General features: G+C 73.5%; 14 protein-coding genes and 1 pseudogene. 5 read left to right on the plus strand and 10 right to left on the minus strand.

What is annotated here, in order from left to right; translation table 11 throughout:
• Positions 1 to 650: 650 nt before the first annotated feature.
• Entirely contained in the window at positions 651 to 2255 is a 1605-nt protein-coding gene (locus tag WME96_RS25665; protein WP_437284228.1) for a CotH kinase family protein, read from the plus strand.
• Here the strand turns inward: WME96_RS25665 and WME96_RS25670 are convergent.
• The 5 genes from WME96_RS25670 to WME96_RS25690 all read right to left on the minus strand — a co-directional run bounded on the left by WME96_RS25670 (position 2212) and on the right by WME96_RS25690 (position 10404).
• On the minus strand, positions 2212 to 5475 hold the full coding sequence (locus tag WME96_RS25670; protein ID WP_437284229.1) for a hypothetical protein: 3264 nt from the start codon (positions 5473 to 5475) through the stop codon (positions 2212 to 2214). The two genes, WME96_RS25665 and WME96_RS25670, sit on opposite strands and share 44 nt — an antisense overlap.
• Before the next feature lie 302 nt (positions 5476 to 5777).
• Complete coding sequence (locus WME96_RS25675; RefSeq protein WP_437284230.1) at positions 5778 to 6380, minus strand: glutathione S-transferase N-terminal domain-containing protein; 603 nt, start codon at positions 6378 to 6380, stop codon at positions 5778 to 5780.
• Positions 6377 to 7873: a hypothetical protein gene (locus WME96_RS25680; RefSeq protein ID WP_437284231.1), complete on the minus strand. Its 1497-nt coding sequence runs from the start codon at positions 7871 to 7873 to the stop codon at positions 6377 to 6379. Before WME96_RS25680 ends, WME96_RS25675 begins: the two co-directional genes overlap by 4 nt.
• Before the next feature lie 10 nt (positions 7874 to 7883).
• On the minus strand, positions 7884 to 9320 hold the full coding sequence (locus tag WME96_RS25685) for a hypothetical protein (RefSeq protein ID WP_437284232.1): 1437 nt from the start codon (positions 9318 to 9320) through the stop codon (positions 7884 to 7886).
• 7 nt (positions 9321 to 9327) lie between these two features.
• Complete coding sequence (locus tag WME96_RS25690) at positions 9328 to 10404, minus strand: hypothetical protein (protein WP_437284233.1); 1077 nt, start codon at positions 10402 to 10404, stop codon at positions 9328 to 9330.
• A gap of 579 nt (positions 10405 to 10983) precedes the next feature.
• Between WME96_RS25690 and WME96_RS25695 the strand changes: the two genes are divergently transcribed.
• Positions 10984 to 12420, plus strand: a complete 1437-nt coding sequence (locus WME96_RS25695; RefSeq protein ID WP_437284234.1) for an amidase — start codon at positions 10984 to 10986, stop codon at positions 12418 to 12420.
• A gap of 48 nt (positions 12421 to 12468) precedes the next feature.
• Here the strand turns inward: WME96_RS25695 and WME96_RS25700 are convergent.
• Positions 12469 to 12825 (minus strand): annotated as a pseudogene (locus WME96_RS25700) (pectate lyase); the annotation flags it as partial.
• A 174-nt stretch (positions 12826 to 12999) separates the two neighbouring features.
• On the opposite strand from WME96_RS25700, the gene WME96_RS25705 reads away from it, so the two are divergent.
• The gene (locus WME96_RS25705; protein WP_437284235.1) at positions 13000 to 14076 is read left to right on the plus strand and encodes a sigma-70 family RNA polymerase sigma factor; all 1077 of its coding nucleotides are present in this window, start codon (positions 13000 to 13002) and stop codon (positions 14074 to 14076) included.
• Between the two features lie 116 nt (positions 14077 to 14192).
• A complete protein-coding gene (locus WME96_RS25710) occupies positions 14193 to 14618 on the plus strand; it encodes a VOC family protein (RefSeq protein ID WP_437284236.1) in 426 nt (141 codons plus the stop codon).
• Between the two features lie 76 nt (positions 14619 to 14694).
• On the opposite strand, the gene asnB is transcribed toward WME96_RS25710, so the two are convergent.
• Both asnB and WME96_RS25720 read right to left on the minus strand, forming a co-directional pair.
• Entirely contained in the window at positions 14695 to 16545 is a 1851-nt protein-coding gene (gene asnB / locus WME96_RS25715) for an asparagine synthase (glutamine-hydrolyzing) (RefSeq protein WP_437284237.1), read from the minus strand.
• Between the two features lie 198 nt (positions 16546 to 16743).
• A complete protein-coding gene (locus WME96_RS25720) occupies positions 16744 to 17334 on the minus strand; it encodes a TetR/AcrR family transcriptional regulator (RefSeq protein WP_437284238.1) in 591 nt (196 codons plus the stop codon).
• Positions 17335 to 17509: 175 nt separating this feature from the next.
• On the opposite strand from WME96_RS25720, the gene WME96_RS25725 reads away from it, so the two are divergent.
• On the plus strand, positions 17510 to 18505 hold the full coding sequence (locus WME96_RS25725) for a saccharopine dehydrogenase NADP-binding domain-containing protein (protein ID WP_437284239.1): 996 nt from the start codon (positions 17510 to 17512) through the stop codon (positions 18503 to 18505).
• 30 nt (positions 18506 to 18535) lie between these two features.
• Here WME96_RS25725 and WME96_RS25730 read toward each other — a convergent pair whose 3' ends face one another.
• A complete protein-coding gene (locus tag WME96_RS25730) occupies positions 18536 to 24850 on the minus strand; it encodes a pentapeptide repeat-containing protein (protein ID WP_437284240.1) in 6315 nt (2104 codons plus the stop codon).
• Positions 24851 to 25269: 419 nt separating this feature from the next.
• Positions 25270 to 26223, minus strand: coding sequence for a LysR family transcriptional regulator (locus WME96_RS25735; RefSeq protein ID WP_437284241.1), 954 nt, complete (start codon positions 26221 to 26223; stop codon positions 25270 to 25272).
• Positions 26224 to 26278 lie beyond the last annotated feature (55 nt).

Here is a 26278-nt window from a genome sequence, read left to right on the forward strand (position 1 = left end):
AACGAGCGACAGGGACAACGGGGCAGGCCCGAGGGCGACCGGCGGTCGGCGCCAGGGACACGGAAATCACCACCAGGGACGAGAGGTAACCCGCCAGGGACACGGAGCCAGCCGCCAGGGACAAGACGTAAGGCGCCAGGGACGTCCCGGAGCGCCTTCGCCTGTCCCTGGGCTGCTCCCACGGCGAGCGGGAGACGAGGCGCTTCGCGCCGCATCAGGACGTCCCCGTCCCGGACCGGGATGCGGTGCACGACCGTCGTGCCCCCGCCGGGGCTGGCGCGGCGTCCAGCTCGCCGCCGACCAGGCCGCCCGCTCCCGCATGCCCAGCAGCCCGAGCCGGCTGGCCAGGGCGCGTCGCCGGCTGGCCAGGGCGCGTCGCCGGATGGCCGGCGCGCGTCGCCGGATGGCCAAGGCGCGTTGAAGGCGCGCCTCTGCCTCGCGAGAAACGGGTAGCGCGGCAGCCCCGTGTGTCCGTACAATGACGATTTCTTGCGTTCTCAATGAGGTTGACAGTGAAAAATACCAACACGGGCAAACGCAGGCGCTTTGCCAGGCTTCGCGGTTCCATTTCGCTCGCCCTCCTCGCGCTGTGCGTTGCCTGTGGTCAGGCGCCTGACGGCCAGAACGCGTCAGGCGGTGACACCGCGCCGGTGAATCCGTCCTTGCTCGGGGACGTCGCGTTCTCCACACCGAGCCAGACATTCAGGGATCAGATCCAGGTCGGGATGACCACGACCGTCGATGGGGCCGAGATCCGGTACACGGTGGATGGGCAGCCGCCGACCGCGGCCTCCACGCTGTACACGGGCGAGCCCCTGACCCTCACGGCCACGACGCAGGTTCGCGCGCAGGCGTTCGCGGGGGGCGCTGCGACAGGCGCGGTGAGCACGGGCCTCTACATCGCGCGCACCATCGACGCGACGTCCGACATTCCCATCATGATCGTGGACGGCTATGGCAAGGGCAAGCCGGGCGACAAGGAAGTCTACTTCGACGCGGCGGTGATGATCTGGGAGCCGGTCAACGGTGTGGCCTCGATCGCCTCGCTGCCCACGATGGCGATGCGCGCGGGCTATCACGTCCGCGGCCAGTCGTCGGCGAACTTCCCGCAGACGCCGTACAAGGTCGAGCTGTGGGACAACGAGGGCAAGGACCTCGATTACAGCGTGCTGGGCATGCCCGCCGACTCGGACTGGGCGCTGATCCCGCCCTACTACGACCGGACGTTGATCCGCAATCCGTTCACCTACGCGCTCGGCCGGGAGATGGGCCTCCAGGTGCCGCGCACCGAGTTCGCGGAGGTCTATCTGAACTACGAGCCGCACGCCATCGGTGAAGCGGACTATCAGGGCATCTACTGGGTCTCGGAGACGATCAAGAACAACAAGGTTCGCACCGATCTCGCGCAGCTCGAGGAGGAGGACCGGGCGCTGCCCGACATCAGCGGCGGTTACATCTTCAAGTTCGACCAGGCGGCCGCCGAGGAGCCACAGCTCACGTGCACGGGCTCGGAGCCCCTCCCGGGGTTCGGAGGCTTCGGCGGCGGCGGGTGGCCCGGCGGCGGGCCCGGCGGGCCCGGCGGAAACGACGAGAGCGGCACGTGCTGGATCGATCTCGAGGTGGTGGATCCCGATCCGCTGAACGACGAGCAGGCGACCTGGCTGACGCAGTATATCCAGCAGTTCCACGACAGCCTCCACCAGACGCCCATCGGCGACTACGCGGCGTACATCGATGTGCCGTCGTTCATCGATTACCTGATCATCAGCGAGCTGACGCTCAACGTGGACGCGTACGTGCGGAGCGCCTATTACCACAAGGATCGCGATCAGAAGCTCAAGGCCGGCCCGCTGTGGGACTACAACTTCGCGCTCGGCGGCGTGGGCGCCCAGAACGCGACGCCACAATCGGCGAGCGACACCGGCTGGCGCTTCAGCGGCCAGAGGAACGTCAACAACTGGTACCAGAAGCTCACCGGGGACCCGGCGTTCATGGCGCAGGTGAGGACGCGCTACACGGCGCTCCGCCAGACGCTCCTGTCCGAGGCCGCGATCGAGCAGCGCATGAGCAGCCTGAGCGCGCCGCTGGCGCAGGCCGTGGTCCGCGACTACGCCAGGTGGCCCGTGCCGAGCGTCATCGAGTCGAGCACCGGCTTCGTCGGCGGCCCCACCGTGCCGACGTGGGAGGGCCAGCTCCAGGTCATGCGCGACTTCATTCGCGCCCGACTCGCCTGGATGGACGCCAACCTGCCCTGACGCGGCGCCGCGCGACGAGGGCGAGGCCGAACAGCGACACGGCGAGCCCGAGATGCCCGGACCGGCTTGCACCGCCGCGGAAGCTGCATCGCTTGCCGTCGCCGGCGCCGTCGGTCCCGTCATGGCCGCCGCCGGTGGCAGAGACGCTGGAGGAGCTGCCGCCCGCGCCCGGCTCCACGCCGCCGCTGCCGCCCGCGCCTGGCTCCGCGCCGCCGCTGCCACCCGCGCCGCCGGTTCCGCCCGCGCCCGCCTCGGCGCCGCCGCTGCCGCCAGCACCGGTCCCGGGCGAGGAATCCGGGGTGAGTAGACGCAACGCGATGCGCCGCATGGTCCCGGCGAGGCGGGGCTTTTCATAGGTCAGGAGGAGCCGGCCGTCCTCGCTGCTGGCCAGCCCCGGCGAAGTGCATTCTTCATCGACGAGCAACGCCTCCGTGCCCAGCGTCCCGTCGGGCGCCACGGCGCGGCCTCGGAGCCGCTGGGTCTCCGCCTCTTCCCACACCACCTGGTAGGCCGCGCCGTCCCAGGCCACGGCCGGCGTATTCCCTGCGCTCGTCGGCGCGATCTCGAACGCCTCGCCCTGCCAGCCGCCATCCGCGTAGATTCGACCGCGGATCAGCCCATCGGTAGGCTCCGGCCATTCCGCACCCCTCGTCCAGACCACGAGCGTCTGCGTGCCGTCCGTCGCCCCGGTGACGGAGGCCAGCGGGTCCAGCAGGACGCTCTCCCCGACCTCTCCCGTGCGGCTCACGGGCACGAGACGCACGCCCGCGCCCTCGTTCGAGTAGACCACCAGGTAGTCCTGCCCGGCAGGGAACGGGTACGCGTACAACGTCGACTCGGTAGCAGGCAGGATCGGGAACGCCGGGCCAGCGCTCCCCGAAGCGTCGAGCAGGCGGCCCCACGCGGTGTACGGGTAGGGTTCCTCCCAGCTCCTCTCCACGAACGTCACCAGATAACCGTCGCCGTCGCTCGCGATCGATGGCCCCGACGTCAGGTAGCGCGGCGAGAGAGCCACCCTCTCCCCGGGCGTGCCGTCGCTCGCGATCGGCCGCAGATACTGCATGTCGCGCAGCTCGCTCCAGGTGAGCACGGAGGTGCCCTCGCCGTTCGAGGCGAGATCGAGCGCGAGCGCGCGGCTCTGGAGATCGATCCCGACCGGGTCGATGACCTCGCCCGCGGCGCTCACGCGCACCGCGCGCACGAACACCTGCGCCCGATCCCAGTCCGGGTCCCGCTCGTCGCTCCAGGCCACGAGGTAGCTCTCGCCGGTCCAGACAACGGCCGCGTTCCATTGCCTGTTCGGCATGGGGCTGAGCACGATCCGGCCCGCGGTCAGCCCGAGATCCGGGCGAATCAGGCTGCCCTCGATGCCCTGGCCGTGGAACGCGAGCAGGAAGTGCGAGCCGTTCCACACGAGCGAGCTCCGATCGGAATCCACGACGGAGCGCGGCGTTCCGTCCGCGAGCCGGACGTCGTCGGTCCCCTGCACGACGCCATCGACCGAGACGCGGGCCCCGACCATCGAGCGACCGTCCCGCTCGTCGGCCCACGCCACGAGGTAGCTCGCGCCGTCGAACGCCGCGGCGGGGGCCTGGGTGGCCGGGCTCGACCGGGAGATGGGGAGGTCCCGCGCGGTGAGCGTGCCGTCCGCGCTCAGCACCGCGCCCCGGATCACGCTCGGCCAGCTGTCCTGGACCCACGCCACCAGGAAGCTCGCCCCGCTGGACGCGAGCGCCGGCTGCCGCGCGTTGACCGGGCCCTCCGAGATCGGGAGGCCGCCGACGTCGAGCACCGTCCCATCGCCGGCCACCCGCGCGGCGCGGACGGCGCGCTCTGCGCCGTTCGCGTCGTCCCAGGCCACCACGGAGACGCCCGCCCCGGAGATGATGACCGGGCGCGCCGCCTCGCCGCTCGTGGAGACGGCGCGCTCGGCGCCGGGAACGACGGTGCCGCTCGGGTCGATGAGCGTCACGTGGACGTCCTCGGCGCCGTCGCCGGCGACGCTGAGCCAGGAGGCAACGAAGCGCTCGCCGTTCCACTCGACCGAGGGGGACAGGCCCTCGCCGGACGACGGGATCGCGAAGCTCGCCGACCCTTCGAGCGTGCCGTCGGGCCGCATCATGCGGCCGTGGATGGTGAACCGGTCGCCGTCATAGCGGCACCACGTGAAGAGGTAACGGCCGCCGCCGTAGGCCACGCTGGGCAGGAACTGCGCGCCGCCGTCCTCGCCCAGATCCAGCCAGTCGAGGTCGAGCACGTTCCCGCGCGCGTCGACGCGCACCGCGCGGATGTGCGAGAACTCCTCGAAGGCGACGACATGACCGGCCCCGTCGGTGGCGATCTCCGGATCGAAGCCGACGTCCATCTGGACGGGCACGGGCGGCTCCGGTTCGATCTCGGGGCCCACCTCCGGATCGAGCAGCGCCGGATAGCCGCTCTCCTCGACGACGGCGGCGGGCACGCGTAGCTCGATGTGGCCGTCGGCCCACCGGGCCGGCACCGGCACGCGGCGGCCCGACGCGTCGATCCACGTGCCGTGGCCGTACACGAACCGCTGCCCGGGCGCCGCGCCGAGGACGAGGCCGCGCGCGTCGCTCGCGACGCTCGGGATCGAGGCCGCGGCGTCCGCGGCGCCGAGCCGGGCGCTCACGCGCACGACGAGGTCGCCGCGCCCGCCCGGTCGCTCGGGGAACCGGAACGCCTGCTCGGCGTTCGCCTCGTGGTTCTTCCACAGCTCGCTGCACGTCTCGAACGCGCGCTCCGCGCCGCCGTCCTCGGCGATGCGCACGCGGCCATCGCCGTTCACGCACTCGTAGCCGGCTCGGGCGATCGACAGCGTCGTCAGCGTGAGCGCGCCCCCCGGCGGGGGCTCGCCGGGCGCGCCCCCGAGGAGGGACCCGCGGAGCACGCGGCGTCGCGCCTCGAAGTCGGCGGCGGAGCGCGCGTCGAGGAGCGCCTGGATCTGCCGCTCTCGCTCCTTGCGCGCGGCCGCCGCCGAGGACCTCGCGCGGATCCGCGCCGCGCCGCCCTCGAGGTCGATCCGATGGGCGACGCCCTCGGCGGAGATCCCTCGCGGCGTGGATCGAAAGCGCGCCCGCGCCCGGCTCACGATCTGATCGAGCTCGATCGGCGCCGCGCCGCTCGGCCGGAGCGCGCTCTCCGCGAGAGGCTCGGTCGGACCTCTCCCGACCGCCTGCGATCCGGGGGGGCTGCACGCCAAGGCGCCCCCCGACAACAACAGCAACAACAACGCTCGACTCGACGACGACGTCACGAAGCACCTCCCGACAGCCATGGCAGCGGACGCGCCAAGCGCCGCGCTCTGTTGGCTGAGCCGCGGGGACGGTAACAGCGCGCGTCCGCTCATGTCGACCGCGAGACACGATGAAAACATGCGATGTCCCCGGCGTCGTGACCGGCGCAGATCGTGGCGTCAGCGAGCGCCGAAGGGTGCTGCGCGCTTGACAGGGGCAGCACCAGACGACATCCGGCCGCGCACGCCCGGGAGGGCGATGCGGCCCATCACGGCAAGCGATGCTGCGTGGCGATCATCGATGGCCGTTGGCCGACGACGTCGAACCAGCGCGCGAGGCCGCTCCGGGCGCCTCGCCAGTCTCGATCCGGCCAGCGGAAGTCGAGGTAACCGAGCGCGCAGGCGGCCGAGATCGCGCCGATGTCCGCGAGTCCGCTCGACAGCGTTCCGGCGTCACGCTCCAGCCTGTCGAGGCCGGCCTCGATGGCGTCCGCCTGGCGCTGCATGACGCTGCTCGATCGTTCGTTGGATGGGCGATGTTCATCGGCAAAGAGCCGTCCGGCAGCAGCATTGATGCCGTCCGCGATGCCCTGCCGGAGCAAGGCGCTCCACCGCGCCTCTCCCGGCGCCGGATAGAGCCCCCCGGCCGCGAGGTGGTCCAGGTACTCGCAGAGGAGCGCGGACTCGAAGAGCACCTGTCCATCGTCCCGGACCAGCGTCGGGACCTTGGCCAGCGGGTTCAGGGAACGCAGCTCCGCGTCCGACCAGGGATTGACCAGCACGAGGTCGATCCGGTCGCCGAGCTGCAGCTCGTGGGCGGCGACGCGCACCTTGCGGGCAAAGGGGGAAGTGGGAGCGTAGTAGAGCTTCATGGTCCCGTCGGAGCCACGAGCGCCTTGTTCGTGGGCACGTACACGCCCTGGCGCTTGTCGAATCGCCACCTCACCTCGACCGCCTTCCCGGAGGTGTTCTCCTCGAGGCCGAGGTGCACGGGCACGCCGCGCATCCCGATGGTATCGAAGCTCGGCGTGTGGAGCTCGGCGACCGAGTGCCACGCGCTCGACATGCGGAACTCGTGGCTGACCCCCTCCCGGTAGCTCCCATCCGGTCCGATGCTCAGCACCTGCCATTCGGCCATCGTCCCGACAGGGACGTCCTCCCGAGAGCTTTCGTGGTAGCTGAACAGGAAGATCTCCTTGCCGCGCACGACAGAGCCCATCGGGGTGCCCGAGAGCAGCACCGTGTCGATGAGCTTTCCTTCCTCGAGGATGGCGGCCCACACGCCGGCCGTGAAGAGATAGCTCACCTGGACCTTGCCTGACTCGATCTGCGGCCGGTATACGAGCTCTGTCCTCGGCTCGACCGACAGGCTGCCCGAGGCGCCGTACCCGACGACCTCGAACTCGTGCGGCGAGCCGGGGTGATACGAGAACGCGATGGGCTTGAAGGCCCTGTCGGCGGTCTCGCAGGCCGCCTTGCGAAGATCGGCGTGCGGCTCGAAGGCCACGGGCTCGGGTGCCGAGATGCGCACCCATTGCTCCTCCGCCGGCGCGGGCGGCGCGGGGCTCGTCGCGGCGATCGCGTGGACGCCCATCCCCCCGAGGGGCGCCTCGGCCACGCGCGGCAGCCCGCTCGGCGGCACGAGGGCTTCCACCGTCATCCCCCGCGAGGTCGCCTTGAACGCCGCCCGCGCGCCGGCGATCGGCGCCAGCGCGGAGCCCTCCCCGACGGCCTTGATCCCGTCCCGATCGATCCTGAAAAAGCGCCGGAAGCGCGCCTCATGCGCCGCGGCGAACGCCTCGTACCGGCCCACGATCTCCTGGCACGCCTTCAGCTCCTGCGGCGTCATCGCCCCTCCGCCGTCGAAGCCCTGCTCGCAGCCGAGCCGATCCATCCCGCCGCCGGTCGTCATGTGGCCGATGGGCGGGAGCTCGGGCGCGGGGGCGAGGAGGCCGAGCCAGATCCCCTCGCTGGAGGCCTCCGCGAGGTCTGCCGCGATGTAGGCGCCGTCCCGGGTGAGCGCGACCGAGATACGCGAGGGGGCGTCGCGCGGGTTCGGATCCGGCGGGGGCGCGGCCCGCGTCGACCGCGCGGAGGAACGGGGCGCCGGTGGCGGCGGCGGTACGAGCGAGCCCCATTCCGAGATGTCGCCGTCGATCGCGATCGTGTCGGGCATCCTGGCCGGCGCCGTGATGCTCACGAGCGGCGACGGCCCGGGCGCGGCCGGCAGCCGGGAGACCACGACGGTGGGCGCCGTCGCCGCGGGAGACGGCCTCGCGGGCTGCGGCGGCGGCGTGGGCCCGCCGCAGGCGGCGATGGCCGCGAGGGCGAGGAGAGGTGCGCGGCGCAGGAGAGCTTGGTTCAAAGAATCCTCGTCAATGCGGTGGATCGCGCGGCACGATGCGCAGGGGACGATCGGTGAGGGCCCAGGAGCGGACGCCGGCGCGAAATCGCGCGCCGAGCCGCCGCGCCGCCGCCGCCCAGGCGCTCGCCGCGAGGGCGAGGGCGAGCGGATCGCTCGAGACGCGGACGCGCGGGTTACCGTTATACAGGTAGAGCACGACACCCACGCTCGCGAGGATCGCCCAGGCGATCCCGCGCGCGCGAGCCCCGGCGTCAGCGCCCGGGCCTTCCTCGCGCGCCACGCCGCCCTCCCCGCTTCCGCCGCCCCGCCCGCGCCGCGCGCCCCACGCCCGCGCGATCGCATGGACCACCGCCGGCAGCAGCACCACCGGCACGAACAGCCGCGAGGACGCGTCGAGCACCGCCTCGTGCTCCACCGAGCCCGGCCAGAACGGCTGGTTCGGCCACGCGCGGCGCGGCGCCAGGCCGAGGCCCTCGGCCACGCCCGTCCACGCGCGCAGCAGCCGCCCCGGGTGCTCGGCGATCTCCGCGAGCCCCGCCCGGTAATAGGCGCCCTCGTCGAGGAACGGCCGCGGGAGCTCGCACCGGCGCTCGAAATGGGTCCGGTTGTAATGGGTGCTCACCTCGACGACCTCGCCGCCGGCGGCCGATCGCACGGAGCGGCACGCCGAGTGCGCGAGGTAGAAGTTCACGCCGCCGTTCGTGGCCACCAGCGCCGGGCGCCCGAGGAGCCAGCTCGTGTGCGCCGACACGGGCGCGATCACGAGCGCGCACGCGAGCAACGTGGCGCGCGCGACGCGGCGATCGGGGCCCGCGCCCGTCGCCGCGCGGAACGCGACCCACGGCAGGAACGCGAGCAGGCTCGGGCGGACGAGCACGGCGAGCCCGAGGACCCCGCCCGCGGCGAGCCCGAGCGCCGCGCGCCCGCGCTCGAGCGCGCGGAGCTCGAGCCACGCGAACAGCAGCAGCAGGAAGGCGAAGGTCGTCTCGGTGAGGACGAAGCCCGCGTAGAAGACGAGCGGGAAGTACAGCGCCGTCGCGAGCCCCGCGAGCGCCGCGACGCCGAGCGAGCGATCGAGGCGGTACGCGAACAGCGCGGTGAGCGCCGCCGTGAGCGCGCCCAGCGCCGCCTGGCACGCGCCCACGAGCGCGAGATCCCCGGGCGCCGCGGCGTGCAGCAGGGCGAGGAGCGCGGGATAGCCGGGGGGCGTGAACGTGTCCCACGCCGTGCGCGCGCGCTGGGCGAGCGCGACGCCCCGCTCCAGGTACAGCGCCATGTCGCCGAAGACATAGAGCCGCGGCGGGTGCTCCTCGACCGCGAAGCCCCAGCGGGGCACGAGCGCGACGAGCCCGACCAGCGCGCCGAGCGCGGGCAGCGCGCGGGGCGAGCGCAGCGCCGGGGCGGCGCGCGCCCGGGCGCCGTCGAGCCACGCGATCAGGCGCCGCATCGCGCCGTCAGGCGAAGCCGAGGCGGCGGAGCGCCACCCGGCGCACCTCGGGGATGCGGAAGCGGTAGATGAACGCGTCGGCGAAGTAATGCGCCATGACGAGCGCGTTGACGACGATCAGCGCCTCCTCGGTCCAGCCCGACGGGAACACCGAGCGCGCCGCGAACGGCGAGAGCGCGAGCCCGACGAGGAACAGCGGCGTCATCGACAGCAGCATGAGCGGCCACACCCAGCGCGCGGACGGGCCCGGCGCGGCGTCGCCCTCCCGGGGGCGCATCATCCTCGCGCAGAGAAAATAGTACTCGAGCCCGTGGATCGCGCCCCACACGATGCTCCCCCACAGCGGCGCGACGATGGCGAGCGTCACCGCGGCGCCGTGCGCGCCGACGTGCAGCATCTTCGGCGCGCTGCGCGGGCTCGCCCGGCCGAGCTCGACGAGCAGCGCGGCCACGAACGCGAGCCACGCCGCGGCGAGCAGGTACGCGGCCGCGTGCGGCAGCATCGCCGGCTCGCGCGGGATCGCCTGGAGGAGCGGGAACATGCGGCCCGGCCCGGAGGGCACGAACAGCCAGGCCACCATCACGACGACCAGGCCGACCGAGACCCAGTGCTGCTGGAGCGCGCGCTCCCGCCCCGAGGGCGCCGGGCGCGAGAGCTGCGCGCCGCGCAGGTTGTAGAGCGACCAGATCCCCTTCGCCTGCGACAGCCGGTGGTGCGTCCCGAAGATCGCGGCCACGGCGAGGGCGAAGTCGGTCCAGTCGGGGATCGCCGCCTTGACGCCGCGGAAGAGCGCCCACGAGAGCGCGAACGTGAGCAGCGAGCCAGCGACCACGATCCTCGCCTGCGAGGGGGTCGCGCGCAGCACGTCCGCGCGGGCCGCCAGCAGCAGGAACGTGAGGACGACGTGCGTCGTGTTCCCGAGTACGAACTGCGACCACCAGAGCGCGGTCGACGCGCCGTCGCCGCCTCGCGCCGCCCAGAGCGCGGCCACGAGGAGCCACGGCCCAAGGAGGATCCCGAGGTCCAGCGCGGCGCCGTGGATCCAGCCGCGCCCCGCGGAGATGGTGTGTGGCAGCGTGGTCATGCCCCTGGCCGGCGCGCGCGAGCGCGACGGATCCTGAACAGGGTACACGCCGGGGATCAGGCCAGCAAGGCCCCCTGCCGGCGCCGGGGTCTCCGGCCGAGTCGACCCGTCCATCGCCGCGCGCCGCGGTTAGCTCGGCGTCCGTGTCCGTCAGTCGCCGTCGTCAGCTCACCCACCCTGGCTCGGTCAACAGGCCATCAGAGACTGCCATAGAGCTCCATCGCGCCCTCGCGCTCGGGCGTCATCGGAGCGCCCAACGACAGGGGCCCAGGGGCGCGTCGATCAATCGTGTTCATGAGGTCCTCCGCGCCACGGCCTGAACCGCGCCGCCCCTGTCACAGCGCACCGCGCCTCGAAGAGCGCCGCCGCGCGGGCAGGCAGACGAGGAGCACGGCCCCTCCAGATGCCGCGCACCGCGCGCTCGCGATCGCACCCACATCGGGGTAACGTCGCGCCATGAGAATGCCCCTGCTCCGGCCCGGCGCGGCGCCGCTCGTCGCCGCCCCTCCAGGACCCGCGCGGCGTGGGTCCTTTCTTCGCCCCGCGGCGCGCGGCGGGCTCGTATAAGGGACCTGCACCATGAAGATCTCCGAGTACACCGCGTTCGATGCCATGGGCCTCGCGGAGCTGGTCCGCCGACGCGAGGTCACCCCCGCCGAGCTGCTGGACACGGCCTCGGCCGCCATCGAGCAGGTCAACCCTGCGCTCAACGCGGTGATCGGCTCGCTGCGCGACGACGCCGAGCGGGCGCTGCGCGCGGGGCTGCCGGCGGGGCCGTTCACGGGCGTGCCGTACCTGGTGAAGGACCTCGGCATCCTTGTCGCGGGCACGCCGACCGGCATGGGCTCTCGGCTCTTCCAGGGGCTCGTCTCGCCCGCGGACGACGAGCTGATGACGCGCTTCCGGCGCGCGGGGCTCGTGGCGATCGGCAAGACGAACACCCCGGAGCTCGGCCTCAACGTGGTCACGGAGCCGGTCGCGCACGGGCCGACGCGCAACCCGTGGCGGCTCGATCGCACCCCCGGCGGCTCGAGCGGCGGCGCCGCCGCGGCGGTGGCGGCGCGGATGGTGCCCATGGCCCACGGCAACGACGTCGCCGGGTCGATCCGCATCCCGTCGTCGTGCTGCAACCTCTTCGGGCTGAAGCCCACCCGCGGCCGCATCCCGACCGGGCCGGTCGAGGGAGAGGTCCTGATGGGCTTCGCCACCGATCACGCGCTCACCCGATCGGTGCGCGACTGCGCCGCGCTGCTCGACGCCATCGCCGGGCCCGACCCGGGTACGCCGTACTTCGCGCCGCCGGCCGCGCGGCCGTTCCTGGAGGAGGCGCGCACGCCGCCGGGGCGGCTCCGGATCGCGTTCACCGACACGGCCTGGAGCGGGGTGCAGGTGCACCCCGAGTGCAAGCAGGCGGTGCGCCGGGCCGCGGCGCTGTGCGAGGAGCTCGGGCACGAGGTCGTGCCGGCGCGGCCGGAGATCGACTGGGAGCGCGTCCGCATCGCGTTCCGGATGCTGCTCTCGTACCACGCCCACATGTTCGATCGCGTCTGCCCGCTGTACGGCCTCGCGCCGGGGCGCGACACGCTGGAGGCGACCACGCTGACCATGGCCGAGGCCGGCCGGCGGATGAGCGCCGTGGACCTGCACGACGTGCTCGTGGCGCGCGACCAGATCGCGCGGCAGGTGGGGCAGTTCTTCACGCAGTTCGACGCCCTGCTGACGCCGACCTTGACCACGCTCCCGATCCCGCCGGGCACGCTCGACGCGGACGACCCCACCACGAGCGCCGAGGGCTGGCTCGATCAGATCTTCGCCTTCGCGGCGTTCACGCCCCTGTTCAACGTGACCGGGAGCCCGGCCATGTCGGTGCCGCTCCACATGAGCGCCGACGGCCTGCCGGTGGGCGTGCAGTTCGCGGGCCGCTACGCGGACGACGCCACGCTGCTGCGGCTCGCGGGCCAGCTCGAGCAGGCGGCGCCGTGGGACCGGCGCCGGCCGCGCGTCTGCGCCGTGTGAGCCGCGGTCCGGCGCGCGCCGCGCCGGCAGCGCGGCCGCGCCGGCCGGTCAGTACGCGCTGTTGCCCGACGTGGTGATGTTCGACGAGCTCACGCCCATGAAGAGCTCTTTGCCGATGTTGCTGTAGCGGGTGTTCGTCATCTTCACGGTGCTGGAGCTGCTGTCCGTCCTGAAGATGGATTCCTTCATCTTCGAGATGTCGCACCGGTCGATGACGACATCGACCTTGAAGTCGGTGCCGCCGTTCTGCCGGATGAACTTGCCGGCGTTCTCCGCCTTGAAGTTCGAGACCTTGAACGTGCTGGCCGCGTTGATCTGGAACACCTTGTCGTCGCCGTTCTTCGCGGAGCCGCCGTTCAGGACCACGGTGCCGGACTTCTTGACCGTCAACGCGTCCTCCCATATCCGCAGCGGCGGAGCAGTCATTCCGGAGTCACGGTTCAGATTGCCAGCCCGAGCGGGGCAAATCGACGTCAGGCGCGCGGCTCGCCGGCGCAACCTCGGTGAGGGTGAGCTGCACGCCAGCGGCAGCAGATCCTGCCTTTTTCGCGGGCAGCGGATCTGTTAAACAGGGCTGCGATGGCTGACCTCCCGCCCCCGAGGAAGCACGCCGCCAGCGACGACGTCGCGAACGCGACCGTCCGCCACCTCGACGAGCACCGCGCCGCGCTGACCGGCCACTGCTACCGCATGCTCGGGTCGGCCGCCGAGGCCGACGACGCCGTGCAGGAGACGATGCTGCGCGCCTGGCGCAGCCTCGACCAGTTCGAGGGGCGCGCGGCCCTGCGCACCTGGCTGTACCGCATCGCCACCCACGTGTGCCTCGACGCGCTGAGCGAGCGCACCCGCCGCGCGCGCCCGATGGAGCTCGGCCCTCCCAACGGGATCGACGGGCCGCTCACCACGCTGCCTTCCTACCGGTGGGTCGAGCCCATCCCCGACGTGCGGGCCCTGCCCGCCGACGCCGACCCCGCCGAGCTCGTGGCCCTGCGCCAGAGCATCCGGCTCGCCTTCGTGACCGCGCTCCAGCACCTGCCGCCGCGCCAGCGCGCGGTGCTGCTGCTGATGGAAGTCCTCGGCTGGCCGGCCGCCGAGGTCGCCGAGACGCTCGACACCTCGGTCGCCTCGGTCAACAGCGCCCTCCAGCGCGCCCGGGCGACGCTCGCGACCCGCGACCTCTCGGACGCCCACGCCCCGCTGTCCGACGCGCAGTCGGTGCTGGTCGACCGCTACGTCGAGGCGTTCGAGCGGTACGACGTGAGCGCGCTCACCAAGATCCTCCACGAGGACGCGACGATGTCGATGCCGCCGTACGCGCTGTGGCTGCGCGGTCACAAGCCGATTTGCTACTGGCTCCTGGGCCCCGGCGCGGCCTGCCGCGGGTCCCGGCTGGTGCCGACGGCCGCCTGCGGCTCGCCCGCGTTCGGGCAATACAAGCCCGGCGGCCCCGGGGAGAGCTACAAGCCGTGGGCGCTCATCGTGCTCGAGCTCTCGGACACGCACATCGTCGCGATGAACTACTTCCTCGACACGGAGACGCTCTTCCCGCGCTTCGGCTTGCCCCCGGAGCTCCCGACGGAGCCGCAGGGCGGCGCGCAGGCGCAGGGCGGCTCGCAGGCCCCGCACGGCGGCCCATCGCAGCCGCAGGGCGGCTGACGGACGCCACCGCGGCGCGGCCCCGACGAGCCGATCGATTTTTTTTCGAGGGACCGATGAATCCGACGCCCCGCGGGCGTCAGTAGGTTCGAATTCACCCCACGCTGGAGGCGCACATGACCACGAACCGTTCCCGCAAGCTCTTCCTCAACCTCCCCGTCAAGAACGTGAAGCGGTCGATCGAGTTCTTCACGAAGCTCGGCTTCTCGTTCAACCCGCAGTTCTCCGACGACAGGTCGGCCTGCATGGTCCTCAGCGAGGAAGGGTACGTGATGCTCCTCGAGGAAGATCGCTTCAAGGATTTCACCAAGAAGCGCCTCTGTGACACCAGCACGTCCATCGAGGGCATCTTCACGGTGTCGGCCAGCAGCCGGGCCGAGGTCGACGAGCTGGTGAAGGCCGCGATCGCCGCCGGCGGGACTCACGCGCAGGACCCGCTGGATCACGGCTTCATGTACAACTGGAGCTTCTACGACCTCGACGGCCACCACTGGGAGGTCTTCTACATGGATCCAAGCGCCATTCCGCATCCGCAGCAGTGAGCGGCGGGCCCGCGGCGGGCGCCCGCCCGCCGCGGCGGCCCTGGCGCGCATTCAACCAACGCCCGCAGCGCGCCGATCAGAGCGCCAGCTCGACCTCGTAGCGAGCGAGCCAGTCGTTGAGCACGAGGACCTGCTCCACGCTCGACCGGGAGACCTCGTCGGCCGGACCGTCGGTGTCCGCGGCGACGGCGCGCGCGCGGGCCACGTCGACGAGCGGCAGCACCGGCGCGTCCTTGCGCGCGAGCAGCGTCGCGAGCTGCGCGCGCAGCGCCCGCGCGTAGGCGGGGTCCTGCGTCGCGGGATACGGGCTCTTGCGCCGCTCGAGCACCGATCGCGGCAGGAGATCGCCGGCCGCGGCGCGCAGGAGGCTCTTCTCGCGCCCGTCGAAGGTCTTCATCGACCACGGCGCGTTGAACACGTACTCCACGAGCCGGTGATCGCAGAACGGGACCCGGACCTCGAGCCCGGTCGCCATGCTCATGCGATCCTTGCGGTCGAGCAGCAGCTGCAGGAAGCGCGTCAGGTGCAGGTAGCTGATCTCCCGCATGCGCCGCTCTTTCCCTGTCTCGCCCGGCAGGCGCGGGACCTCGGCGATCGCCTCCCGGTAGCGCTCGGCGACGTAGCCCTGGAGATCGAGCCGCCCGAGGAGCGCGGGGGCGAGCAGGGTCGAGACGGAGCTCGATCCCCGCAGACGCGTGCGCAGGGTCGTCCACGGGAACGTGTCGGCCGCCACCGCCTCGGGGTCGTGGAACCAGAGGTATCCGCCGAAGACCTCGTCGGCCGACTCGCCGGACAGCGCCACCGTGGAGCGCTCCCGGATGGCGCGGAAGAGCAGGTGCAGCGAAGCATCCATGTCCCCGAAGCTGAGGGGGAGATCCCGGGCGCGCAGCACGACCTCGCGGAGGGCGGGATCGGCGAGCTGGGCCGCGGAGAGCACGATGTTCGCGTGGTCGGACCCGACGTACCGCTGGACGTCGACGACGTACGGCGCGTCCGGCGTGCTCCGCAGCTCGTCCGCCTTGAAGTTCTCGGCCTGACCGGCGAAATCGACCGAGAACGAGCGCACCGGCCCCGCGCCCGCGCCCGCGAGCGCCCGCTGCGCGAGCGCGGTCACGAGGCTGGAGTCCAGCCCTCCGGACAGGAGGGTGCAGAGCGGCACGTCGGAGATGAGCTGTCGAGCGACGATGTCCTCGAGCAGCCCGCGGACGGCGCCGATCGTCGTCTGGAGATCGTCGGTGTGGGGCCTCGACTCGAGGGCCCAGTAGCGGCGCTCGGTGATACCCTCCCTGCGCACGTGGACGACGTGGCCGGGGCGGACCTCGCGCATGTCGCGGAGCACGGCGTGCCCCGGCGTCTTCGTGAAGGCGAGGAGCTCGCGCAGGCCGCCGTCGTCGACGACAGGACGGGCGAGCGGGTTCGCGAGGATGGCCTTGGGCTCCGAGCCGAAGAGCGCGCCCGATCCGGTCGGCTGGTAATACAGCGGCTTGATGCCCATCCGGTCCCGGACGAGCAGGAGCTCCTCCGCGCGGACGTCCCAGAGGGCGAAGGCATACATGCCGTTGAGGCGCGCGGGGAACTCCGCGCCCCACTCCAGGTAGGCGCGGAGGACGACCTCGGTGTCGCTGTGCGTCCTGAACTGGTGGCCGCGGGACTCCAGCTCTCGGCGCAGCTCACGGAAGTTGTAGACCTCGCCGGTGTAGATGAGCACGGCCACCGGCTCGCCGTCCTCGTCGGCGATCATCGGCTGTCGGCCCCCCTCGAGATCGATGATGGCGAGTCGGCGGTGCCCGAGGGCCGCGCGCGGGGAGAGCCATATTCCCTCGTCGTCGGGCCCACGGTACTTCATCGTGTCCGTCATCTGCTGCGCCACGTGACGCTCCCGCGTCAGATCGCGCGCATAGTCCACCCATCCAGCAATGCCGCACATGGGACGATCACCTCCTGGCAACAGCGCTGCCGTCACCCGGCGGCGGGCGCGATCGCCTCGCCGCGGCGCTCGCAGCCGCTCGTGGTTGTGCGCGAGCGTAGAAAGCAAAGCGGCGTCGCGCAACCAGCCTGGCCGGCGCGGCATTCGGCAGATCTGCCGGATCTCGCGGAGATCACCGCGCCTTCCGCGGCGGCGCGATCACCCCTTCGCCGGGAGCCACGCGACGATGAGGCCCGCGAGCGCCTCGGCGGCGGCGGACTCGCTCGTTCGCTCGCGGAGCATCTCGCCCGCGATCGACTCGGCGGCGCCGACGATCCCGACGCAGCGAAGGTGGAGCTCGCGCCTCGGCAGCTTCGCGTGCGGGGCGAACGTGTCCCGGTAGATCGCGACGTACTCGTCGAGCAGGCGCTGCCGGAACGCCTCCATCTCCTCGTCGCCCTTCAGCGCCGCCGTGATCGCGTACCACTCGGGGCCGACCGTGGTGTAACAGTGCATGTACGCGCGGCTCGCGACGCGCGCGAGGTCCGCGAGCCGCGCGGGCGCGCGCTCGAGCGCCTCGAACAGCAGCGCGCGCTGCCGCACGTCGATGCGCTCGCACAGCGCGATGAGGAGCCCCGAGCGGGTCCCGAAGTGCTCGTAGGCGATCGGCTTCGTGACGCCGGCGCGCTCCGCCACGCGCCCGAGCGTCAGGGCGTCGGTCCCCTCCTCCCGGACGATCTCGAGCGCCGTCTCGAGGAGCTGCTCGCGCCGCTCGGCCTTGGAGAGCCGCCCTCTGGGTACCTCGCTCATGCAGCCCTCATCTTAGGACCAGCGCCCCCGGCGCGCCCATACCGACGAAGATCCGCGGCCACGCTTGACAGGGCGGGCCCTCGTGGACATTACCTTTGGTAACTTACTAAGGGTAATTTGTGACGCCTGGCGGGGCCGGGCGGAGAGGAGCTCATCCATCATGACGAAGGGCACGATGCACTCTGTTCTCATCGTCGGAGGGTCCGGCGTCGTCGGCTCTCTGACAGCGAAGACGCTGCGCGCGCTGTACCCCGACCTGCCGATCGCGATCGGCGGGAGAGACCTCGCGAAGGCCGCGGCGGTCGCGGAGCAGGTCGGCCGCGCGCGCCCCGTCCGCGTCGATCTCGAGCGGCCCGATCTCGGGCAGCCGGCGGGCGAGGCGTACGGCGCGGTGGTCATGTTCGTGAAGGATGAACGGCTGAACGCGCTCCGCTTCGCGCAGGAGACCGGCGCCGCCTACGTCGACATCTCGACGGCGGCGTTCGAGATCGCGCCCGAGGTCGCGCTCCACGCGCGGCGCCCGAGGAGCGCGCCCGTCCTGCTCGCGTGCCACTGGCTCGTCGGCTCGGCCACGCTGCCAGCGCTCCACTTCGCGAAGGCCTACGCGCGCCTCGAGAGCGTCGCGATCGGCGCGGTCCTCGACGAGCAGGACGTGGGCGGCCCCGCCGCGTACGCCGACTTCGAGCGCCAGACCAGGGCCGGGCTGAAAGCGCAGCTCCTGAAGGACGGCCGGTGGATCTGGGTGGGCGGAGAGGAGGGCTCACGGTCGTTCGTGACCGTCGACGGCACCGAGGTGAAGGGCCAGGCCTACGCGGTGCTCGATCCCATGAGCATCGCCGCGGCGACGGACGCGCATTCGATCCGGTTCGATCTCGTCCTCGGGGAGACGGCGACGCGCCGGCGGGGCGAGCCGTTCTCGACGGAGATCGTGATCGAGCTCGAGGGGGTGAAGAAGGACGGCGCGCGAGGGCGCTCGCGCCACGAGCTCGTGCACCCGGAGGGGCAGGCGCCGATGACCGCCGTCGGCGTCGCCGTGGCGGTGGAGCGGCTGCTCGGGCTCACCGGCGGCGAGCGCGTGACCCCCGGCCTCTACCATCCGGACACGCTGATCGACCCCGAGCACATGCTCGACCGCCTCGCCGCGTTCGGCACGCGGATCCGCAGCGCGTGACGCCGGCGCGCCCGCAGGTCGCCCCCTGCCCTACCGGATCGCGCCGCTCGCGGGCAGCTCCCCGCCGCGATGGCGCACGACCAGGGGCTCGTCGCCGGGGATGCGCAGGGGGTTCGGCAGGTACGGATCGAGCTCGCCGGGCTCGAAGCGGCAGAGGCCGATCACGTGCCAGAACGAGCCGCCGATGTCGCCGCCGAGCTTGTAACGGCCGTCGGGGCTGAAGGCGGCCCACCCCTCGGGGCAGGGCAGGAGGATGGCAAGGCAGCTCCCCTGCGCAACGTCCCAGAGGCGGAGGGTGCCGTCCGCGGAGGCCGAGGCGAGGAGGAGGCCGTCGGGGCTGAAGGCGACGCCCTGCACGGAGGCGTTGTGGCCCTCCAGGGTGCGGAGGGCGCGGCCCCGGGCCACGTCCCAGAGGCGCACCGTCTTGTCCGAGGCGCCCGACGCGAGCACCTGGCTTCCCGGGCTGAACGCCACGCCGCGGACCCCGCGCGTGTGCCCCTCGAGGCAGCACAGGAGGCGACCGCTCCCGACCTCCCAGAGGCGCACCGCCCTGTCGTCCGACCCCGACGCGAGCAGCAGGCCGTCGGGGCTGAACGCGACGCCGCGGATCCCGTCGGAGTGCCCCTCGAACGTGCGGATCACGCGGCCCCGGGCGACCTCCCACAGGCGCATGGTCCTGTCGTCCGACCCCGACGCGAGCGTCAGCCCGACAGGGCTCCACGCGACGGTGCACACCCGGTGCGTGTGCCCCTCGAACGTGCGCAGCGCGCGGCCGCTCTCCACCTCCCAGAGGCGCACCGTCCTGTCGTCCGAGGCCGACGCGAGCGTCTCGCCCTCGGGGCTGAACGCCACGCCGCGGATCGCGTGCGCGTGGCCCTCGATCGAGCGCAGGAGCCGCCCGCGCGCGACCTCCCAGAGCCGGATGGTCTTGTCGTCCGAGCCCGACGCGAGCACCTCGCCCCCCGGGCTGAAGGCCACGCTGCGGATCCCGAGCGTGTGGCCCTTGAACGCCCGGATCGCGCGGCCGCTCCCCACGTCCCAGAGGCGCACCGACCGGTCGTCCGAGCCCGACGCGAGCGTGTGGCCGTCCGGGCTGAACGCCGCGCCGAGGACCCAGTCGGTGTGCCCCTCGAAGCTGCGCAGCGCGTGCCCGCGCGCGACCTCCCAGAGGCGGATGGTCTTGTCCCGCGACCCCGACGCGAGCGTCTGCCCGCCCGGGCTGAACGCCACGCTGCACACCCCGTGGGTGTGCCCCTCGAACGCGCGCAGCGCGCGGCCCGTCCTGACCTCCCAGAGCCGCACCGAGCGGTCCAGCGACCCCGACGCGAGCGTGAGGCCGTCGGCGCTCCAGGCGACCCCGAAGACCCAGTCGGTGTGGCCCTCGAACGCGCGCAGCGCGCGGCCGCTCCCGGCGTCCCACAGGCGCACCGTTTTATCCGATGACGCCGAGGCGAGCGCCTGCCCGTCCGGGCTCCACGCCACGCCGAGGACCCAGTCGGTGTGCCCCTCGAGGCAGCGCAGCGCGTGGCCGCTCCGGACCCTCCAGAGGCGCACCGTCTTGTCCGACGACCCCGAGGCGAGCGCCTGGCCGTCCGGGCTCCACGCCACGCTGCGGACCCCGAGCGTGTGGCCCTTGAACGTGCGCAGCGCGCGCCCCGTGCCGACCTCCCAGACGCGCACCGTCTTGTCCGACGACCCCGAGGCGAGCGCCTGGCCGTCCGGGCTCCACGCCACGCTGCGGACGCCGTGGGTGTGCCCCTCGAACGTACGCAGCGCGCGGCCCGTCCTGACCTCCCAGAGGCGCACCGTCCTGTCCGATGACCCCGAGGCGAGCAGGAGGCCATCCGGGCTGAACGCCACGCTCATCGCCGCGCCGAGGTGCCCGTGCATCGCCCGGATCGCCTGCCCGGTGACAGCGTCCCAGATCCGGACCGAGCCGTCCTCGTGGCTCGCCGCCAGGAGGTCGCCCAGCGGGCTCCACGCCACGGCGTTGCACGGCGAGACCGGCGCCCACATCGGCGCGGCGTCGCGCGGCCGCGGCGGCGCCGCGCCGTCCGCGGCCAGCGACGCGACAGGCGCCCCCCGGGCGCCGACGAGCCTGGCGCCGCGGAGCTGCGCGCCCGCGAGGTTGGCGCGGGTCAGATCCGCGCCCACCAGGCGGGCGAACGAGAGATCCGCGCCCCGGAGATCCGCGCCCTCGAGGTCGGCGCCGGTGAGGTCCGCCCGCGCGAGCTGCGCCGCGCCGAGCGACGCGCCGGCCAGCCGGGCCTCGACGAGCGTGGCGCCCCAGAGGTTGGCCTGCGTGAGATCGGCCCGCCGCAGGTCGGCGCACGCGAGGTTGCACCCGCTCAGGTCCTGCCCGGCCAGGTTGACGCCGGCCGCGTCGAGGTCCTCCAGGAGGGCGACCCTCCCCTCCTCCGTGTCCGTGTCCTCCTCGTCCCTGGCCAGCCAGCGCACGACGCGCAGGGCGTTGTCCTTCGCGTTCCCCTCTGCCGCCCCGCGGAGCACGCGCTGCGCCCACGCCGCCGCCGCCCCGCGCCCCGCGAGCGAGACGAAGAAGTCGACCATGAGCTCGCTCATCTCGTCGGCGCCGAGCGCCGCGCTGTCGCCCGTCTCCTTCACCTCGCGCGCGGCCGCGTCGGCGACGAGCCACTCCAGCGCCGACCGGTGGACGAACGAGAACGCCCCCTCGGCGTCGCGCACGAGCAGCGAGCCCGAGCCGATCAGGTGCTCGATGATCGCGCGGTCGATCGGCGGCGCGTCGGGCGGCTGCGCGCCCCGGATCAGGCCCTCCGGCAGCTCGCCGAGCCCGACCGCGCGCGCGCTCCGGTCCCAGAGCAGCCGCGCCAGCCCGGTCATCGCGGCCCGCAGCGCCTCGCGGGGGATCCCGCGCGGCGCGCCCCGCGGGTTCGCGCGCGCGTGCTCGTGGTCGAGCCACTGCTCGACGAGCACCTCGTACAGCTTCGCCGCGGTGATCGTCCCGGTCCGCGCCTTGGCCTGCCGGAGCTTGTCCGGCTCGATCTTCGCGATGAACCCGAGCATCCGCGGGTTCTCCGAGAGCCCGAGCAGGTCCTTGACCTCGTGGAGCAGCCGGTAGCGCGCCTCGGCCTCCGCGGGCTCCGGGCTCAGGTTGCCGAGGAAGCGCCGGATCTGCTTCTCCCCGAACCCCTGGAGCTGCACCAGCCGGTAGCCCTGCAGCAGCTCGGCCCGCCGGGCGAGCTCGCGCTTGATCGGCGGATCGGTGAGGAAGTGCTGCGTGCGGCTGGTCACCACGACCTTCGCGATCCCCTCCGCCGCCTGGACCACCGTGTCGAAGTGCTCGAGCGCGCGATCGTAGGTCAGCCGCAGGGCGAGCTCGTCGAAGCCGTCGAAGAGCAGCGCGACGCGCCCCTCGGCGAGCATGTAGCGGAAGGCCCGCAGGTCGACGGGCTCGTTCGCGAGCGCGAAGTGCTGCGCGAGGAGCGAGTCGAGCGAGCGCTGCTTCTCGATGCGGCCGAGCTCGATGAGCACCGGCACGAGCGGGTGCCGCTCCCGCGCCATCCGCCGGGCGAGCTCGCGCAGCAGGAACGTCTTGCCGGCGCCGAAGTCGCCGAGCACCAGCGCGAAGCGCCGGTGGGGCGCGTCGAGCAGCCGGAAGAGGGCGTCGAGCGCGCTCTCGGTCGCGCTCTTCTCGCGGTCGCCGAGGCTCACGACCGCCGGCTGCTCGACGTAGAGCCACGGCGGGTACGACGGGTCGGACTCGATGCGATCGGTCTGCCACGCGAGGTACCGGCCGAAATCGATGAGCCCCTGCGCCTCGGAGAAGCTCTTCAGCACGACCCCGCGGCGCGCCGCGCTCCGGACGAGCTCGGGCGGCGCGGGCGGGTCGGTGTGGATCAGGGTGGAGCGCAGGTACGGGTCCTGCTGGCGGAAGCGGTGCTCGACCTCGGTCACGTACCGCGTGACGAGCTCCTCGGAGATCGACCGGTCCAGCACGCCGATCACGCGGACGTCGACGCGCCGGCCGTCCTGCACGGCGACCTCGAGCGCGCCCGCGAACGGCGGGGGCGCGCGGTGCTTCGTCACGGTCGCCCCGGGGTCGCGGAGGAGCGCCACGCGCTCGACGCGGTCGAGGAAGGTGTCGCGCCGGTCGTGCCGGTCGTCGGAGACGAGGTCCCGCCCGCTCGGGTGGCGCTCGCCGTCGTCCGCCGGCGCCGGCCCGAGCTCGCGCAGATCGGGCACCGAGGGGCGCTCGATCCGCGGCTCGGGCGCGAGGTGCTGCTGCAGGAACGCGAGCAGCGCCGCCGCCGAGGCGCGGCAGGCGAACGCGCGCAGGCCGTCGTCGCCGCCGCCGCCATGGTCGCCGACGGCGCGCATCAGGATCGAGCGCCTCTGGAAGCGCGCCGCGAGGTCGCCGATCGCGGCGCCCTCCGCCTCCAGGCCGAGGGTGCCCGGCACGACGCGCTGCAGGCGGTCCCAGACGCCCGGGTCGCGCGCGGCCGCCGTGAAGCTGGCGATCGCGCCGACGTGCACGCGCAGCGGCGGATCGGCCGGCAGCGCGTCCGGGTAGAGGAGCCGCTCTTCCAGCACCTTCTCGCGCCCCGCCTCGGTGAGGCAGAGCGCGCCGCCCTTCATCGCGACGAGGCCCTCGTGGAGCGCCTCCTGGACCCGCGCCGTCCACCCCGGGCAGGCGCGCCGCCGCTCCGGGTGCGCCACGGGGCTCGGCGCCCCGTCGACCTCGTGCGCGTGGAGCGCGTGCAGGAGCCACCGCCGCTCGGCCGCCCGGGAGGGCGGGCGCGCGCGGGAGAGCGCGGAGAGGTCGAGCTCGCGCGCGAGGTAGCCGGCGTCCATCTTCCACGCGGCCTGCAGGTTGAAGGTGCGGAGGTCGTGGAAGAGCTCGGCCTCGTCGCCTGGCTGCGCGGGGCCCGCAGGCGCGGGGCCCGCCGGCGACGGCGCCGGCTGCGCGGCGCGCCGGCGCGGCTCGAAGCTGTAGAGCTGGTCGGCGACGATCACGTCGCCCGGCGCGACCTTCCTCGGATCGCCGGCGCAGACGCCGCACATCGCGAGGCACGTCGGGTCGAGCTCGGCGACGAGGTGCTGCCCCCGGATCGCGGCGGTGCGCAGCCCTGCCTCGCCGATCCACGCGGCGGTGACCACGAGCGAGCCGCCGCGCGCGCTCGGGAGCGTGCGCCGGTGGTAGCGCAGGCCGCCGAGATCGCGCAGCTCGCGCCACCCCTTCTCGCCGCCCTCGCCCTGCGCGAGCACGGCGTCGAGCTCGTCCTTGTGCGCCGTGACGACGAGCACGTCCACGGGTCCGAGCTCGCGCTCCGGGCCCGCGTCCACGTCCGCGGCCGCGTCTCGCCGCGCGTTCGCGGCGTGGAGCGCCTTGGCCTCAGAGATCCGCTCGCGGCCCTTCTGGGCGTCGTGCCGCCCGATCGCGGCGAGCGCCTGGGCCGCCGCGGCCGAGGCCTCGAGGGCGCGGTCGCCGAGCCGCTCGGCGATGGCGCGCGCCTCGGCGAGCGGCCCCTCGGCCTCGGCGGCCCGGCCCGTGCGCGCCGCGATCGCGAAGGCGCCGATGATCGCCCGCGCCTCGGGCTCCGGGTCGACGATCTGCCGCGCCAGCGCGAGCGCCTCGCGGTAGCTCGCCTCGGCGCGCGCGAGGTCGCCGCCGTCCTCGAGCAGGCCGGCCATCTCGAGCTCGGCGCGCACGCGCACCGCGGGCGGGGCCGCTGGCCGCGCGAGCAGGGCGCCCAGGGTCGCCGCCGCGGCGACGGCGTGGCCCCGGCGCCGCTCGGTCACGGCCTGGCGCAGGAGCTGATCCGCCGGGGGCTCCGCCGCACCGCCGTGGGCGGGGTCGAGCGGCTCGGCGACGGCGCGGAGCGCGTCCGGGGCGGGCTCCTCGACGAGGCGGAGCTCGGCGGCGCGGATGGCCCAGAGGTCGGGCGCCTCTTCCCGGCAGAGGCCGAGGAAGCCCGGCGGCCCGCACCAGAGCAGCGGGCACCCGAGGCGGCTCGACAACGTGTCGCGCCGCTGGTGCTGGTTGAGGCGCCGGAGGCCCTCGCGCGCGGCCGCGGGCGGGGGGTCGGAGCCGACGAGGAGGACGACGCCCCGCGGCTCGGGCTCGGCGCGGTAGAGCGCGGCGACGAGGTCCTCCCAGGCGGCGTCGCGGTCTCGCGGCGCGATCACGAGCGCCCGGCGCCCCTCGCGGGTCAGGAAGTCGCCGAGCGCGCGGGCGACGTCGGGGCCGGGGATCTCGACGGGCAGGAGGGCGAAGCCGGGGATGCGCTCGAGGATCCGGAGCACCTCGCGGAAGCTCCCGAGGAACGGCGACATCGAGGCGGGGAGCGGGGGGGTGGAGGCGGTCATGATGCGGCGGCGGGGGGATCGGCCAGCTCGGGCGCGCGGGGAGAGAGAGCGCGAACGGCGCGACGCGCCGCGGCGGCGTCGAGGCGCGACGTGATCGCGGAGCTCCTCGAAGCGATCCTCTTCGTCGGCGAGATCAACAAGATGCCTTCCCCCCCCCGCGACGCCGGGCCTGGACCCGCCGGCCCCTGTGCCCACGGCGCACGAGGCATGGTGCGGCCAAAGCGAGGTGGCCCGCAATAGGCTCTCGACGGCGCCGGCCCGGGTGCGGCACAGGCGCGTTGGCGGCGCGGAACGGCGACAACGTGGGCCAATGTTCGTCCCGGTCGGGGCGTGGCGTCGCCGTCCGGCGAGCCCATGTTGGCCAGGCGCGGGTGCAGCCCCCTTTCGACACCGGTGAGCCGCTCTCGCGGGACTGCGGATCACCCCGCGCCCCGGCGGACCAGGGCCCGCAGGTGCGGCGAGAGGGCGCGGCCCGAGAAGAAGAGGTCCCGGAACCAGCGCTGCGCCGGATCGTCGTCGTGGCGCTGCGACCACAGGGCGACGACCCGCGCGGCGGGCAGCTCGAAGGGGGGTGGGAAGACCCGTAGCCCGAAGAGCTCGCGGGCCCGCTGGGCGACGCTGCTCGCGATCGTGCAGAGGAAGTCGGAGCTGCGCACGGCGAGGGGCGCGGCCATGAAATGAGGCAGGCGCAGGGCGACACGCCTGCTCTTGCCGAGGCGGGCCAGGGCGCGGTCGACGGCGCCGTCGCGGCGGCCTTCGACGGTGACGAGGACGTGGTCGAGCGAGACGTAGGTCTCGAGGTCGAGGCGGCGCTTGATCGCCGGGTGGCCCTTGCGGGCCATGACGGCGAAGGGCTCCTCGTAGAGCGGCGCGCGGCGGAGGCCGGCGGCGGGCACGGGCTGGGAGGCGCCGATCAGGGCCAGATCGATGTCGCCGAGGACCAGCGCGGGGACGGCGTCGGGGGAGAAGCGCTCGATCTCCAGGCGCACGAAGGGGGCGTGTTTGCGGAGGTGGTCGAGCACGTCGGGGAGGGTCGTGAGCTCGAACTGGTCGACGGTGGCGACCCGGAAGGTGCGCGCCGAGGTGCGCGGCTCGAAGGGCTCCGGGGAAGCGAGGGCGCGGCGGAGGTGCTCGAAGGCGGCGGGCAGGGCGGCGCGGAGCTGGAGGGCGCGCGGCGTGGGGGCGAGGCCGCGGCCGAGGGGGGTGAGGAGGGGATCACCGAAGAGCTCGCGCAGGCGCGCGAGGGAGTGGCTCATCGCCGACTGGCTGACGTGGGCGCGGCGCGCCGCAGCGCTGACGCTGCCCTCGATGAGCAGCGCCTCGAGGGCGGGGAGGAGGTTCAAGTTGATGCTGCGGACATCGATCTCGCTCATACCTGGTATGAGATACATTCGATTTTCGTCATGGGTCCAGCGACGCATGCTGGGC

Origin of the sequence: Sorangium sp. So ce406, assembly GCF_051474675.1 — a bacterium.
Taxonomy (GTDB): domain Bacteria; phylum Myxococcota_A; class Polyangia; order Polyangiales; family Polyangiaceae; genus Sorangium; species Sorangium cellulosum_G.

Bases quoted from the DNA above. Each gene is read 5' to 3' on its own strand.
- WME96_RS25675 (WP_437284230.1), bottom strand. From the start codon at position 6,380: ATGAAGCTCTACTACGCTCCCACTTCCCCCTTTGCCCGCAAGGTGCGC.
- WME96_RS25685 (WP_437284232.1), bottom strand. From the start codon at position 9,320: ATGCGGCGCCTGATCGCGTGGCTCGACGGCGCCCGGGCGCGCGCCGCC.
- WME96_RS25690 (WP_437284233.1), bottom strand. From the start codon at position 10,404: ATGACCACGCTGCCACACACCATCTCCGCGGGGCGCGGCTGGATCCAC.
- WME96_RS25695 (WP_437284234.1), top strand. From the start codon at position 10,984: ATGAAGATCTCCGAGTACACCGCGTTCGATGCCATGGGCCTCGCGGAG.
- WME96_RS25705 (WP_437284235.1), top strand. From the start codon at position 13,000: ATGGCTGACCTCCCGCCCCCGAGGAAGCACGCCGCCAGCGACGACGTC.
- WME96_RS25710 (WP_437284236.1), top strand. From the start codon at position 14,193: ATGACCACGAACCGTTCCCGCAAGCTCTTCCTCAACCTCCCCGTCAAG.
- asnB (WP_437284237.1), bottom strand. From the start codon at position 16,545: ATGTGCGGCATTGCTGGATGGGTGGACTATGCGCGCGATCTGACGCGG.
- WME96_RS25720 (WP_437284238.1), bottom strand. From the start codon at position 17,334: ATGAGCGAGGTACCCAGAGGGCGGCTCTCCAAGGCCGAGCGGCGCGAG.
- WME96_RS25725 (WP_437284239.1), top strand. From the start codon at position 17,510: ATGCACTCTGTTCTCATCGTCGGAGGGTCCGGCGTCGTCGGCTCTCTG.
- WME96_RS25730 (WP_437284240.1), bottom strand. From the start codon at position 24,850: ATGACCGCCTCCACCCCCCCGCTCCCCGCCTCGATGTCGCCGTTCCTC.
- WME96_RS25735 (WP_437284241.1), bottom strand. From the start codon at position 26,223: ATGAGCGAGATCGATGTCCGCAGCATCAACTTGAACCTCCTCCCCGCC.